The following is a 14,302-nucleotide window of genomic DNA, read 5'->3' as shown; positions in this document are numbered from 1 at the left end:
CTCTGAGGCGATAGGCTGTTACACATAATTACGCCAGGCGCAGGAGGTGACATGGTGGGTAGCAGGGAAGCTCAGTTCAAGCAGGACACCACCGAGGCCAGGACGCTCCACCGCTGGCAGGCCGGAGCAAACTACGGCTACGCCCATGAGGGGGAGGAGGCCAGCGAGCTGGATCTGACCTACTACCACCTTACCAAGCGCGAGGAGAAGCTCTTGCGCCTGGAAGAGGCCGAGGGTGACTACGGCCTTACCCCGGTCAGCGAGGTGGGCTCAGGCAAGCCCCGCGATCCCGAGAAGCAACGCCTCGCCGAGATCATCAACCGCTACAACGACCTCTACGGCGCCGAGATCAGCGACGATGACAAGCTGCACTTCGCCAGTGGCATTGCCGACCGCATCGAGCGTGACGCAGCAGTGATGACCCAGGTGCGCAATTACAGCGAAGACCAGGTGATGCACGGCCTATTTCCGAAAAAGGTTACCGACGCCGTGCTTGATGCCCTCAGCGGCCACGAGAAGCTCAGCGTGCAGCTGCTGGAGGATGAGGATGCTGGTAGACAATTTGCGTTGCTCATCCTGAAGCTACTAGCAGGAAAGACCGGGGGACGTGTGCGGTCAAGTACGTAATTTTTCACCTCTGTATTAATGAGTGTCTGACACCGATTGTTCGGGTTATCTAATTACCATAGTGGCTGATGCTTTAATCGGAATTAAAAATACAGCGTAGGAGGGGGTATGGCAGAGATTAATTTTCTTCAAGGTTCTAGAAATGCTTTAAACAAAAGTGAGGACAATGAAAAGCAGTTAGAGTATGTGAGGCAAAAAATAAGTGATTTTTTTAATATTAAGAATATAAACTTTCTTTTTGGTTCAGGGGTTAGCTCCGGAGCGATCCCAACAATGAAGGAAATGTTGCACTCAGTAGTGGATAAGCTAGAGGAAGGCGAGAGGAACGACCTTATAGAGATTATGCAGGAAATCATAGGACAGAAAGGTAATGATTTGGAGGAAATATTAGGAGTTCTTTATTCTCAGAGAGCTTACCTACAGGGTACCGGAAGAATAGATGGCAGCGCTGATGAGCTTGTTGAATTAATAGAGGATACGATATTTAAAGAAATAAATGTAGATCTTGGTTCAGAGTCATCCGAAGATACCCTCTCATCATATAAGAAGTTTTATCAGAAAGTAGCGAGAAGGCACAAGGATTATCCTAGAGTCAATATTTTTACAACTAATAACGATCTTTTTAACGAGACTTCCCTAGATAGTCTTAATATTGACTACAATAATGGTTTCGGAGGCGGGCTAAGGAAATTTTTTAATCCTGCAAGGTTTGATTATACTTACTCAAAAAAACTAGAGACAGAGTACGATAAGTATGAGCCTGTAAGTAGCATGGTGTATCTATACAAGCTGCATGGATCTATAAGTTGGAAAGAGACAAGTGACTCCAATTCATATTTCAATATTGAGGAAGTGGATGTACAGGGTAAAGAGCCTTCTTCAGGTGATAATGTTTTAGTATATCCAACGCCATTAAAGCAAAACAAGAGTTTGGGAGCCCCATACTCTGACTTAATAAGGGAGCTCCAGAGAAAGCTGCTCTTAAAGAATAGCGTGTTGTTCGTGGTTGGTTATAGTTTTAGTGATGAACATATAAACAACGCTATCTATCAAGCTTTGAGTGCAAACTCTTCATTGAGTATTGTTCTTTTTGGTAACTATATGGACAAGCCTATTTGCGGAGTTGATGATAATAGAGTTTATTCGTTATTCGGTGAGATAGAGGAAGGCGTGAGTGGCAAGAAAATTAAGATACATTATTTTGAATACTTGGTCGAAAACGTGATTCCAGATTTGGACGTATCAACAGAAACTAGCCTCCTCGAAGACTTCGTGAATGGTTTGCAGGAAGCTGGCTTCGGGAGGCGTAGTTAATGACAGAGGTAATAGGTAAGATAGTTTTGGTTGGTTATGATAAATTCCGTGTTCTTGTGCATTCAACGATTAAGGGTGGTTCAGTAAATCTGGAAGGTACTGTATACTACTTTGGTAATATAGGTGGCTACCTTAAAACAAAAAATGCTGTGGGTGAAAAAGTTGTTTGTGAAATATCTGCTATTTTCGATAGCGATCAATACAATGATAAGAAAGCATTTGATGTAGACGGTAAAAGAGAGTTGGTTCTAAAGCCAATTGGAACAATATCAAGGGATGGTGGATTTTCTTTAGGGGTTGGTGTCTTTCCAAGTATATACACCGATGTCGAGATTGTTACTCACATAGACATGGAGTCGGTCCTTGGCTTATGCAAGGAAAAAGAGGAAAGTAAGAAAAGAGTTCATGAGTATTTTTATCTAGGTGAAAGCAAAAATTTAATCAACTATCCAATATATATAAGTATAAATAATTTTTTTAATATTCACTCGGCGGTGTTAGGGAATAGCGGTAGCGGTAAGTCAAATACTGTTTCACATATTTTGCAAGACATTCTAAAAAAGGAGAGCAATGCTGCGGTAGGCTCACGAGTAATTGTTTTTGATGTCAATGGGGAGTATGGCAACGCTTTTCCTGAGTGGGCAGTTAATAAAGATATAAGTGTGAAGTGTTTTAAGCCAGTCTCGGGAGAGGAAAGTGAGCCTGGTTGCGTTCCTTTTGGAATGCCGCATTTCTTAATGACTCTAGATGAATGGTGCTCTTTTTTATTAGCTACTGATGCCACTCAGAGGCCTTTCTGGGATAAAGTCTTACAAGAATGCTATCGCTTTTACAAAATGGGAGACGCTAACGATAATTATTCTCCCCTAATGGCGAACTATTTAAAAGCAAAAATATTTGAAATAGTGAATAGCATAACTAGCCAGGCAGAATCGGATACAGTAAATATTACCGCTGCCTCTAGTGTTCTTTCAAAGATTCGGGAGGTCGTTAGAGGAAATTCGGTAATCTATTCGGTGTGTCAGTTGCATGGAGTAGAACAGGTATTAACGGATCTTATTAATTCTTGCGGTATCGATTACGGTAGTAACAAAGGTAGAGTTAAAGATTGTCTTGAAAGCTTGGTGAACCAGATAAATCAGGAGGATTATTTGTATGTGATTAACACAAGATTTAAGGAGGGCGAGTTTTTTGACTCTAGTTTTTTGAGGATAGCTGCAGAGTTGGTTTTATTGGAAGAAGATGCGCGAGGCAATCGTCGAGTAAGAGAATATACCGCAACAATGCTGACGAGGCTAGACTATTTTTTACAAAATCCAGATTGTAGGTTTATGAGGGAACCTCTAAAAGGAGATAAGTCAATAGAAGGATATATGAATTACTTTTGGTCTGGAGATGAAGGTCAGAGCAAGAGCCAAGTGGTCATAATAGATGTTAGTGAACTTGGCCCGGATACACTAGAGGTTCTCACGTCTGTCGTAACAAGATTGATGTTTTCAGAAAGGAAAAAGCTTAAGAACGAAGAGAGAAGATCAAAGCCAATTCATTTGGTGCTGGATGAAGCACATAGATATATAAAGAAAAATGCAGGCTATTATTTGCGGGAAAATATTTTTGAAAAGGTTGCAAGGGAGGGTAGAAAATACTCTTTTTATCTCTTGGTTTCTTCACAAAGGCCATCTGAGTTGTCTGAGACAGTGTTGTCCCAGTGTGGAAATTTTCTAGTGCACAGGATACAGAATGAGATTGATATGCGCTTTGTTTGTTCAGTTCTACCATTTTTTTCGGAAGATCTGACCAGCAAAGTTAAGCAAGCAATGCCTGGTGATGCTTTAATTTTTGGTAACTGTGTTCCATTGCCTCTTTATTTGAAAGTGCATAGAGCTTATCCAGAGCCAGATAGTGAAAATTGTCATATCCCGACTGAATGGTTTGGGGAAAAAAATTATCATTATTTGGATAAAGATGTTGATGGATTGATTTAGTGATAGGATAGAAGCTACCACATGGTGTCAGTTAGAGGTGGTAGGAAGGGTGACGTTTCATGTTGATTGATCTCGCCAGATAATAATAAACACGAGATGGATTCGCCATGACTATACAGTGATGAAGTGACCCCCTCCATAGCTGCGATATAGCCTGTCCGGCTATGGAGGAGGCACTTCATAAACCACAAGCCCAGTGCCATGCTCGTTCAGATGAAGCGTCCCGGTCAAGGCTTCATCATCTCCATTCAGCTCGACGAATACGTTATCTTTGTTTGTGCCGTACGCCCGGCCAGCCCAGAGTCTTCTAACGTCATGCTGAATTCCTACCTAAAACCATTTTGACCGTATGGCAGGTTAATACTGAGCACACAGGTACACCATCGGTACACATACCAGCTTCGTGTGCTATCCTCAATTTTCGCTAAGCTACTGATTCCAAAGAACTGTACCTTTCGCTAGATTTCGGTTGCTTTTCCTTGCCTTTCAGTAGCTTATTTTTTTAAAAGCCAGCTCTTGATCACTGGTTCTTAGATCTAGTTATTACTTGGCCTATTAATAACTAGCTACTTAATCCGCTTTTACCTCTCCGTTATCCTCCTGTACTCAACAACTATCCAGCTCGTTCCTTAGTACTTCTTGGTCGGAATTCGAATGCTTTGGCTAGATGATTGGCAGACATTTTCGCCTCGCGCGTGGTCACCTGGATTTCACTGAGGAACTCTCTGGCGCAGGTCAGGACGGCGAAACGTTCCTGCGCTTGGCTCAGCTGATTGAGAAGGCTGTTTCGCCGTTCTCATGCGCCAATAACCACTGCTTGCGGCCGATGCCGCCGGCGTAGCCGGTGAGGCGCCCGTTGCTGCCGATCACCCGGTGGCAGGGCACCACAATGGCCAGTGGGTTTCGGCCTATGGCCGCGCCCACTGCACGCTGACCGCTCTTACAATCAAGTTGCTCGGCGATTTCGGCGTAGCTGCGCGTCTCGCCATAGGGAATGCCGGCCAGCGCCTGCCAGACCCGGCGCTGGAAGTCGGTGCCTTTCGGCGCCAGCGGCAGCTCGAAGATCCGGCGGCTGCCCGCGAAGTACTCGGTAAGCTGGGCGCAGGCCTGCTCGGTGTGGGCGTTGGGCCGGGCCGGTTCATCTTCTTCCATGATGAAGGCGATCTTGGTCAGCCCGGCGTCGGAGGCGCTCAGGCGAATCAAGCCAAGCGCCTCGGCTTCCGGTGGGCGGAAATAGTCCAGGGCGTCATCGTGCATTGTCTCGGCTCCTCGTGGCTTCGGGGTCGTACGACCATAGCTGCAGGGTCAGGTAGCTGCGCCAGGGTGCCCCTCGGGCCGGGTCGGCGCCCGCCAGGCGGGGCAGGGCGCGGCGCACGCCGGCGTCGCCGTCCAGCCAGATATCAGGGGCGCTGGTGCCGCGAAGCGCCGCGTAATGGGCCGTCCAGGGCCCGATGCCCTTGAGCGATGTCCAGGCCAGCGGGTCTTCGTCGGCCTTGCCCTCGGCGAACCAGCTGGCGAAACGCTTGAGGGTCGCCTTGCGGGCGCCGGGCATGCGTAGTTCGTTAAGTTCGCTTTCGGCGACGGCGTTAGGCGTCGGGAAGTGCCGGCCTAGAGAGCCGGCCGGCTCGCCTAGGGCCTCGACTAGCCGGGTGACCAGGCCCCGGGCGGCATCGATCGAGACCTGCTGGCCGAGAATGGCGCGTACTCCAGCCTCGAAGGGCGACCAGATGCCGGGCAGCCTGAGTCCCTCGATAAGCGCGAGATCGGGAAAGGCGTTGGCCAGGTGAGCCTCGATGGTTCCAGTGTCGGCGTCCAGGTCCAACACCCGACGAATATGCCTCACCACTGGCGATAGCGCGCGCAGGTCGTCGAGCTCGAGCCGGACCCGGAAGGCGTGGCGCTGTGGTACGTGTTCGGCGGTGAAGCTGCCCTTCGCCATGGCCTTCTCATTGCCCCAGCGGATATGCCGGCCATAGTGGTCGTCGCCGACCCACTCCAAACCGGGAATCGCGCGGCCGGCATGGAAGTCGCGCATCGCCGGCCAGGCATAGGGCGGGCGGTAGGCCAGCCACAGCGTCAGCGCTTCGCTGCACTGGCCGGCGTTGTCACTGCCCTTGGCCGTGCGGCGTAGCGTCCGCGGCGCCAGGCCGATGCGGGTCACGAAAGCGTCGTTGAAGCGTCGCAGGCTGCGAAAGCCGCTGGCGTAGGCGATGTCGGTAATCGGCAGCGCGGTCTGGTGCAGCAACTGCTTGGCAAACAGGCATTGGCGGTACTGGGCGTAAGCCTTGGGCGAGACGCCGAATCCGTCTTGGAAAAGCCGCCGCAGGTGACGTTCGCCGACACCGAGGCGCTCGCAAAGATCACCCAGCGAGCCATCGCGTAGGGCGCCGTCATCGATCAGCCGCAGGGCGCGTTCCAGCGTGGTACGGGTGCCGCGCCAGGCGGGGGAGTCCGGTGCGCTGTCCGGCCGGCAGCGCAGGCAGGGCCTGAAACCCGCCTCGGCAGCGGTCAGGGGGCCGTCGAAGTAGCGCACGTTGGCTTCTTGGGGCAGCCTGGCGGGGCAGATCGGCCGGCAGTAGATGCCGGTGGTGGTCACCCCGACCACGAAGCGGCCGTCGAAGCGGGCATCACGCGCTAGGCGGGCCTGACGGCATTCGGCGGAATCCAGCATGTCGGTGCTCCTGTGTCCGACGTGTCACCGTCAGTGTAACGCGCAGGAGTCACGAGACTCGCCGGAATCGGACGTCTATGCCGCAAAGGTGGCCGACCTGGTGGCCATGCATAACCGCATTCATGCAGGAGCCGATTAGGACGATGCTGCTGGCCTTAATCGCGCCCTGCTTGAATCCGTGCCGGATGGTAGAGCGGAGGTGAGTGTAACTGAGGGAATAAGCGGCAACGAAAAGGGGCCGCTAAAGGCGGCCCCGAGGTATCGCGATGAAACGATGGAATTATTCGGCGGTAACAACCTTCATGACCAGGTTGCCATCCATCTTGATCGGGCCGTCTTCCTTGGCGCCTAGGGTGTATTCGAAGCCGCCGGTTTTCATGCCGCCTTCTTCGCTGTGCACCATCAGCATCAGGTGATCGCCGGCCGTGACCTCTTCGGTAAGTATTGCGGTGACGTCCATGTTTTCGCCTTCCTTGAGCGGCGCATAGCCGACCACCGGGCCCGGCTTCATGTCTTCACCCGTACGGTGTACGACCAGCCAACCGTTCTGTTCAGCCGTGACTTTCTCTGCCGTCACGGTACCGCCCGATACGGACTGATCATCGGCCCAGACCTGCGGGTGCATGTCTGAATGGTCGGCCGCCTGTGCGAAACCGGCGCCGGCGAGTAGAGAAATGGATACACATGCACTTGCCATTAGCTTGTTCATCATCTTTCTCTCCTTGATATTTGGGCACATCCCACAAAAGCCCAGGGGCTTGAGTGGGTGTGCTGATAGATACGTAAGGAGGTTGCGCCGGGTTTCAGGTCAGGTGAAAAAAATTACAGCCGCTGAGCCCCGGCCTGGCCGGTGGGGTAGAGATAGCCATGAATGGCGGGGCCGGTGGGCTGGCCGGTAGGGGAGCCGCCGCTGGGTTCGATGCTGATGCCGAAGGTCGCGCGCTTCAGAAGCGCTGGGTCGTAGTCGCTAAGGGCGTCGGCATCCAGGCTCAGGTCGTCGTTCAGCACGCCGACCGAGCGCGGGTTGGGCCCGAGCGAGTCGTCCTTGATCCACAGCTGGTAGGACTTGTTCGCGAGCGGCTCGGCGGAGACCGGCAATACATTTAACTGCTTATTGGAAAGGTCGACGGATAGCATGAAGGCCGGCTGGCGATCATCTTCCTGGAACACGGCGACGAAGGAGGGCTCGCCGGGAGCACTGCCCATGGGGGCGATCAGAATCACGGCAAGCAGCAGCGCGGCGGCGCTTGCGAGCCCGGTACCCCATTGCCAACGCACCAACCGCTTCCGCAGGTTCACCACCTGCGCACTCGTGGGTTGGCGCGCGTCGCCTTGCGGACTCTGATCGGTCCTGTCAGCCGTGCCGGTCGTGTCGGTTACGCTCGTCTCTCGTTGTTCGGGGGCCGCTTGTGATGAGCGGGCCTCGGCTTCGATCGCGTCGATGCGCTGCACGATTCTCTCGCGAAGGCCAGGGCCCGGCGCCACCGCTGCCACCTCATTACCTAGGGGGGCGAGGCGTGATTCCCAGGCAAGAATCAGCGCGTCCAGCTCGGGTTCCAGGTGGCGTCGCATGGCGACCTCGGCGCGCGCATCGGCGTCCAGGGTGCCTAGCGCGTACTCGGCGGCCAGCATGTCCAAGTCGTCATGTTCGGTCATGATGCAAGGCACCCCTTCAGCTGCTTCAGTGCTCGATGCAGCCATGTCTTGACGGTATTTACCGGCTGGTCGAAATGTGTGGCCAGGTCGGCCCGCGACCACCCTTCCAGATAGGCGAGCCTGACCATGTCCTGTCGTCCTTCCTCGAGGGTGTCGAGGCAGCGATACAGGCGCTGCGCATCCTGCTCCTGATGGAGCTCATCCTGAGCGGATGGGCCCTCGGCAGGTACCGATGCCAGAGCCTCTTCGGCATCACCTGCCGCCTTGGGTTGGCGACGTAGCTCGTCGATGGCGAGGTGGCGGGCGATAGTCACCATCCAGGTGATGGGCGAGGCACGCTCGGCATCGAAGAGGGCGGCCTTTTGCCAGATCCGCACGTAGGCTTCCTGCAGCACGTCATCGGCGTTGCCTCGGTCACCCAAGATACGTAGCACGGCGCCATAAAGTTTCGCCGATGTGGCGTCGTAGAGGCGTGAAAAGGCCTGGCGGTCCTTTTGTGCCACACGATGCAGCAGATCATGGATGTGCTGAATGCCGGCAGATGAGGCAGGTGGCGGCGTTGCGGTATCGGGGAGCGATGAAGGCCGTGAGGCATCTGGCATAAAGGGGTCTCTTGAGGAGGGCCAAAGAGTCATTCAACGGCTAATCGAGACTGACGGTATCCTGGCAAGAGTGCTGCTTCCCCCGTATGCCGGTCAAGGTGTTGAGCCCATTCATGTGGTGGGTCGGCAAGCCTGGGTTTGTAAGCCGGGGCCGGTCAGCCGGCGGCCACGGCTGGCACTGGTTTCTGGCCGGTCAGGGTGGTGCCGATGGAGGCAGCAATGACCATGCTGATGGCAAGCCACTGGATCAGCGTCAGCGACTGGCCGAGGAAAACCAGACCGGAGAGGGCGGCAACGGCGGGTTCCAGGCTCATCAGGGTGCCGAAGGTGTGGGTCGCAAGCTTGGGCATGGCGATCATTTCCAGGGTGTAGGGCAGGGCGGTGGAAAGTACCGCCACGCCCAGTGCCAGGGGCAGAATCGCAGGCGAGAACATCGCCGTGCCCACCTCGGCGAGCCCAATCGGGAAGAAGATCAGCGCGGCGATGGTGATGCCGAGTGCGGCGGTCTGGGTGCCGTGATCGGTGCCGGCCTTCTGACCGAAGAGGATATACAGCGCCCAGCAGACGCCGGCGCCCAGGGCGTAGGCAGCGCCCACCGGGTCGACGTCCAGCCCGCTCTCGCCGCCGAGCAGCAACAGGAAAATCAGCCCACTGATCGCCATGGCCACCCAGCAAAGGTCCAGCCAGCGCCGGGAGTTGAGCAGTGCCACGGCCAGCGGACCGGTAAACTCCAGCGCCACGGCGATACCTAGCGGAATGCGGTTCAGTGCCTGATAGAAGAGCAGGTTCATCAGCCCGAGTGCTGCGCCATAGATGGCGATGGTGCCCCAGCCGCGGGCATGGATGCGCCGGCGCCAGGGGCGCAGCACGGCGAGCAAGGTGATAGAGGCGATCAGCAGGCGCATGGCGGTGGTGCCGGTCGGGCCGATTGCCGGAAACAGCGAGGTGGCAAGCGAAGCGCCGCTCTGAATCGAGGTCATGGCCACGATCAAAATCGCGACTGGCCATAGCCGGGCCTGCATCGATGCGCTCATGCTACGCTCTCCTTTTCATAGCGATTGGTTGTCCGTGAACGCAATGACGCGCGTTAGTGCCACGGGATGAAGTCAAATAGATCTGGATCAACAGGTCTCAGTGCCGGGAAGTGTAGTGATGAGCAGTATATTGCACAATGGGTCGGGCGAAAAAACATCGCGTCCGGACGTGCTGGTGCACGTGGCCGCCAATGTGCGCCGCCTGCGTCAGGCTGCCGGCCTAAGCCAACAGGCGCTTGCCGAGGCGGCAGGCGTCAGCCGGCGAATGCTGGTGAGTGTCGAGCGAGGCGACGTCAACGTTAGCCTGACCACGCTGGATCGGCTGGCCGAGGCACTGGGAGTGATCTTCCACGTGTTGGTGCAACCGCCGGAGACCGAGGATTCCGCCTATATCGATGAGATCGCCTGGGCGGGGCGTTCGGCGGAAAGCTACGGTCGCCTGCTGGCCAGCAAGGCGACCCGGGAAGTCGAGCTGTGGCGCTGGCAGCTGGCGCCGGGCGAGTGCTACTCCTCCGAACCGGACGCCGCGGGCTGGCACGAGATGATCGTGGTGGTCGAGGGAACCCTGACGCTGCGTGTCGGCGAAGAGACGCGCACCCTCGCCGAGGGCGAATTTCATGTCTTCCCGAGTGATCAGCCCTACGCCTATTGCAACGAGAGTGACGCTACGCTGCGTTTCATTCGCAACGTGCTGCACTGAAGGCAGGCTCGCAAGGGCCCCACAGCGCCGGAGGGAAGAGCACCAGAAGGAAGAGCGCAGGAGGGAAGAGAACCGGAGTGCAGAGAGCCGCCGCGGGGTGCGGCGGCTCGTGGGCGCGATGCCGGCAGCATCACCCCCGAAAGGGTTACACCAGCTCGCGGGATTCCCGGCGGGCGTCGCGACGGTCGCGCAGCACGGCGCGACAGATCAGCACCAGCACGCCGAGAGTCAGGGCGGGCCAGATCAGCACGTAGAAGGCGTAAAGCGTGGTCATAAACGATCTCCTTTAGGTGGGGCACCGGCCTGCCGGCGCCCGCATGGATATGGCCTATCGAAGTAACAGGCTCAGCGGGTGGCGCCGGCCAGGTCGCCATGGGATGCGTCCTCGTCGGCCGGAATGGCCGCCTGGTCGTAGTCGCCCACGCGCTGGCCGATGGTGTCGAAGTCGAAGCGCTGGCTACTCATCAGGCTCATCACCACGCACACCAGGGTGCTGGTGCCGTAGGCGGTCAGCGAGGCCAGCAGCACGGTGTAGTCACGCAGGAAGTCGGTCGCGAACACCAGCAAGGCCAGCATGGCCAGCACCCCGGCGATCAGCCCGGCGGCACGGCCCAGGAAGCCGAACACCATCAGCGCAATGATGATGCCACCGCCGATGCTGGCCAGGCCCTCGAAGGCCAGGGCGGTCAGCCCGCTCATGGGCAGCCACTCGAAGCGCGCCACACAGAAGGTGATCATGGCGATGAGCACCGAGGTAGTGAAGGCGGCGTTGGTCACCCGGTTCCAGAAGCAGCTGGCGATCACCGGGAAGACGATCGCCCCCCACAGGGCGCCGACGAAGACCAGCATCACCAGGATGTCCAGCGAGAAGCTGGCGAAGACGATGCCCACCGCGGTGGCGATGATCATGGTCAGGCGACCGACCAGCAGCATGCGCTTGGGGTCGGCCTTGCCGCGGGCGATGTTCTTGCCATAGACGTCGGCCATCATGATCGCGGACAGCGCCGAGAGATCGGAGTCGGCGGTAGAGGAGAGCGAGCCGATCACCAGCACGAAGAACAGCGCGATGAACACCGGCGGCAGGTAGCCCGAGACCATCTGCGGAATCAGGTTGTTCATGTCGCCGTCGAGCGGCTGGATGCCAAGCGTCAGGGCCATCAGGCCGATCATGCCAAGGCCAATGACGATGGCGCCGTAGCCTATGGTGGCGGTGATGAAGGTCGGCTTGATGTGCTCCTCGTTGACCGCGAACAGGCGCTGGGAGATGGTCTGGTTGCCGATGGCGTAGGCCAGCACGGCGACGAAGAAGGGCGCGCCCTGGTTGAGGATGGCATCCATCGAGAAGAAGTCGGCCTGCTCGGCCGTCAGGTTGTCGAGGCCAGCCACCAGCTCGCTGGGTCCACCCATGGCGAAGAACACGGCGGGGATGATCACCACGGCGATGGCCATCAGCGCCACCAGCTGGGCGAAGTCGGTCATCACCGAGGCGCGAAAGCCCGACCATAGGGTGTAGAGCAGCACGCCCACGCCGGCGATGATCACCCCGGCCTGGAAGGAGAGCGGCGAGAGCACCGAGACCAGCGCGCCGGCGGCGGTGAAGTTGACCATCAGGCTGATCACGCTGCCGAGCACGTTGGAGAGCGCGAGGATCAGCTGGCTGGAGCTGCCGTGACGGGCGTGGATCAGCTCGCCCAGGGTATGGGCGTTGGGAGCGAGCTTGCGAAAGCGCCGGCCGAACGGGTAGATGAACAGGATCATCAGCGCCCCCCACAGCCCGTAGTGGATGGGCCCGGAGACGCCATAGGTGTAGCCGGAGGTGGCCGCGGCGTAGAAGGAGGCGGCCCAGATCCAGGTGGCGGTCATGCTGGCCGCGCCGATGCCGAAGCCGATGCGGTGGTTGGAGACCATGTAGGCGTCGGCGTCTTCCTTCTTCTTGCGGATGCCAAGGGTGAGCAGGTAGGTACCGCCGTAGAAGGCGAACATCAACAGCAGCACGGTGCTGGTCGAGAACTGGTGTAGAGACAGGCTGTTCAAGGGCATTCCTCGGTTGATGGAAGCGCAGTCACTCGTCAGCCGGTCGTACTGTCTTCTACGCAAGGCAGAGACGAACGGCGGCCCGCAGAGGCTGCGTCGTTGGATCGTTTCAGGATCGCGATGGGGCGGCGGCGATGCGGCGTCAGCGAGATGACGCAGGCGCATGAGGTCCCGGGCTATCGGCCCAGAGGGAGCCGATCAGGAATCGCCGATCAGGCGCTTCCCGGCAGGCAGGATGGTGGCGGGCGACGTGGCATGCAGTGCCCTTGAGAAAATGTGGGGGTCGACATGGGTTCCCTCTTGTTCGCTGACCTCGGCGGCCAAGAATGCTGTGGCCGAGTGCGTCACCGATGAAGCGAGATTGATGCGATGGGCCGATGGCCTGTCGGAAAGCCGCAGGTAGGCGGATACCCGACGAAGGTCCATACCTTAATCATTTGGATTGACTATGTCCAATCAGCTTCCAGTTTGAGGACAACGGTCGGGACTCTCTGCGAACGTGTCGAGTCGCCCGCATTGGCCGCGTTGGCCGGGACGCGATGTCGTCTTTCATCGAGTGGCTCGGCGGCGATTCCCGGGGAGCTTCCAGCGGGATTCCATGAGCGCGGCACCTGCATTACTATACATTTGAATAACAGTGGCTGCACGCCAGTCCCTGCCTGTCCCGTACATGAACCGAGGGAAGTGACATGACCCATGCGCCCCCGATCCTGGGTGTCTATCTGAGTGACGATTTCGACCTGGAGGTCAGCTATGGCGACGCCCTGCGCGCGGGGGCCGATAACGTCGTTCTGCGCCACCCCCACGAGATCGACAACCCCGAAGAGGTCCGCTTCGCGATCTGCTGGATGCCCGGCGAGACGGCCTTCGCGGCCTATCCGAATCTCGAGCTTGCCATGTCGATCGCTGCCGGCGTCGAGGCCCTGATGGCTCATCCGGGGCTTGATGGTGATGTCCAGATCGCCCGGGTGCGGGACCCGCATCAGGCCGACCTGATGGCCGGCTTCGCGGCCCACGAGGTGCTCCACCGTGAACGCGAGTTCACGACGCTTGAACGCAACGCCGCCAGGGCCCACTGGGCGCCGCTGCCGATGCGCGCACCGGCCGCCGCGACGGTCGCGGTGCTCGGCCATGGCACCATGGGGCGCGCCGTGGTGCAGGCGCTGACGGCGCTCGGGTTTTCGGTGCGCGTGGCCTGTCGCCGTCCGCCAGAGGCGCCGCTGGATGGCGTGACCTATCTGACCGGCGAGCACGCCGTAATGGAGGCGGCGCAGGGCGCCGATTATCTGATCAATGTGCTGCCGCTGACGGCATCTACCCAGAACGTGCTCGACAAGACCCTGTTCGCGGCCCTCGCCCAGGGCGCCTGGCTGGTGCAGATCGGCCGCGGTGAGCACCTGGTCGAGGACGACCTGATCGCGGCGCTGGATCGGGGCCAGCTGGCAGGGGCGAGCCTGGATGTCTTCCGGCAAGAGCCGCTGCCCGCCGAGCATCCCTTCTGGCAGGATGAGCGGCTGCGCCTCACGCCGCATATCGCCAGCGATTCCCTGCCCGAGGTGGTCGCGAGCCAGGTGCTCGACACCGCTCGCGCCCTGCGCGACGGCGAGCCGCTGGCCCTGGCCGTCGAGCGGTCCCTGGGCTATTGACGCTCCAGCGTTGACACGTCCCGCCATGTCCCC

General features: G+C 57.5%; 14 protein-coding genes. 5 read left to right on the top strand and 9 right to left on the bottom strand.

Annotated elements, in window-relative coordinates:
* The first annotated feature begins 51 nt into the window (after nt 1-51).
* The 3 genes from ETC27_RS03070 (at nt 52) to ETC27_RS03060 (ending at nt 3,926) form a co-directional block, all read left to right on the top strand.
* Nucleotides 52-627: a hypothetical protein gene (locus tag ETC27_RS03070; RefSeq protein WP_205742671.1), complete on the top strand. Its 576-nt coding sequence runs from the start codon at nt 52-54 to the stop codon at nt 625-627.
* Between the two features lie 108 nt (nt 628-735).
* Entirely contained in the window at nt 736-1,941 is a 1,206-nt protein-coding gene (locus ETC27_RS03065; protein WP_136253488.1) for an SIR2 family protein, read from the top strand.
* Entirely contained in the window at nt 1,941-3,926 is a 1,986-nt protein-coding gene (locus ETC27_RS03060; protein ID WP_136253487.1) for an ATP-binding protein, read from the top strand. The genes ETC27_RS03065 and ETC27_RS03060 overlap by 1 nt, the downstream gene beginning before the upstream one ends.
* A 765-nt stretch (nt 3,927-4,691) precedes the next feature.
* On the opposite strand, the gene ETC27_RS03055 is transcribed toward ETC27_RS03060, so the two are convergent.
* The 6 genes from ETC27_RS03055 to rhtA form a co-directional block, all read right to left on the bottom strand.
* Nucleotides 4,692-5,183 carry a methylated-DNA--[protein]-cysteine S-methyltransferase gene (locus ETC27_RS03055; protein ID WP_136253486.1) on the bottom strand — a complete coding sequence of 164 codons (492 nt, stop codon included), beginning with the start codon at nt 5,181-5,183 and terminating at the stop codon, nt 4,692-4,694.
* Nucleotides 5,173-6,597 carry a DNA-3-methyladenine glycosylase 2 family protein gene (locus ETC27_RS03050; RefSeq protein ID WP_136253485.1) on the bottom strand — a complete coding sequence of 475 codons (1,425 nt, stop codon included), beginning with the start codon at nt 6,595-6,597 and terminating at the stop codon, nt 5,173-5,175. Before ETC27_RS03050 ends, ETC27_RS03055 begins: the two co-directional genes overlap by 11 nt.
* A gap of 280 nt (nt 6,598-6,877) precedes the next feature.
* Nucleotides 6,878-7,309: a DUF7282 domain-containing protein gene (locus ETC27_RS03045; RefSeq protein WP_205742670.1), complete on the bottom strand. Its 432-nt coding sequence runs from the start codon at nt 7,307-7,309 to the stop codon at nt 6,878-6,880.
* 110 nt (nt 7,310-7,419) lie between these two features.
* Complete coding sequence (locus ETC27_RS03040; RefSeq protein ID WP_136253484.1) at nt 7,420-8,253, bottom strand: anti-sigma factor; 834 nt, start codon at nt 8,251-8,253, stop codon at nt 7,420-7,422.
* Entirely contained in the window at nt 8,250-8,855 is a 606-nt protein-coding gene (locus ETC27_RS03035) for a sigma-70 family RNA polymerase sigma factor (protein ID WP_136253483.1), read from the bottom strand. Before ETC27_RS03035 ends, ETC27_RS03040 begins: the two co-directional genes overlap by 4 nt.
* A 155-nt stretch (nt 8,856-9,010) precedes the next feature.
* Complete coding sequence (gene rhtA, locus ETC27_RS03030) at nt 9,011-9,889, bottom strand: threonine/homoserine exporter RhtA (RefSeq protein ID WP_136253482.1); 879 nt, start codon at nt 9,887-9,889, stop codon at nt 9,011-9,013.
* Between the two features lie 118 nt (nt 9,890-10,007).
* Between rhtA and ETC27_RS03025 the strand changes: the two genes are divergently transcribed.
* Nucleotides 10,008-10,589 (top strand): helix-turn-helix domain-containing protein, encoded by a 582-nt coding sequence (locus ETC27_RS03025; RefSeq protein WP_136253481.1) that lies wholly within the window; start codon nt 10,008-10,010, stop codon nt 10,587-10,589.
* 145 nt (nt 10,590-10,734) lie between these two features.
* On the opposite strand, the gene ETC27_RS17505 is transcribed toward ETC27_RS03025, so the two are convergent.
* The 3 genes from ETC27_RS17505 to ETC27_RS03015 all read right to left on the bottom strand — a co-directional run bounded on the left by ETC27_RS17505 (nt 10,735) and on the right by ETC27_RS03015 (nt 13,049).
* Nucleotides 10,735-10,863 (bottom strand): putative transporter small subunit, encoded by a 129-nt coding sequence (locus tag ETC27_RS17505; RefSeq protein WP_240724772.1) that lies wholly within the window; start codon nt 10,861-10,863, stop codon nt 10,735-10,737.
* Nucleotides 10,864-10,934: 71 nt separating this feature from the next.
* Complete coding sequence (locus ETC27_RS03020; RefSeq protein ID WP_439331786.1) at nt 10,935-12,572, bottom strand: sodium:solute symporter family protein; 1,638 nt, start codon at nt 12,570-12,572, stop codon at nt 10,935-10,937.
* A 249-nt stretch (nt 12,573-12,821) separates the two neighbouring features.
* Nucleotides 12,822-13,049 carry a hypothetical protein gene (locus ETC27_RS03015; RefSeq protein WP_136253479.1) on the bottom strand — a complete coding sequence of 76 codons (228 nt, stop codon included), beginning with the start codon at nt 13,047-13,049 and terminating at the stop codon, nt 12,822-12,824.
* Nucleotides 13,050-13,312: 263 nt separating this feature from the next.
* On the opposite strand from ETC27_RS03015, the gene ETC27_RS03010 reads away from it, so the two are divergent.
* Nucleotides 13,313-14,269, top strand: a complete 957-nt coding sequence (locus ETC27_RS03010) for an NAD(P)-dependent oxidoreductase (protein WP_136253478.1) — start codon at nt 13,313-13,315, stop codon at nt 14,267-14,269.
* Nucleotides 14,270-14,302: the final 33 nt, after the last annotated feature.

Source organism: Onishia niordana (genome assembly GCF_004798965.1).
In the GTDB taxonomy this organism is placed as follows: Bacteria; Pseudomonadota; Gammaproteobacteria; order Pseudomonadales; family Halomonadaceae; genus Onishia; species Onishia niordana.
Note: the sequence above shows the minus strand (reverse complement) of the source record. Positions and strands in the feature narration are given on the sequence as shown.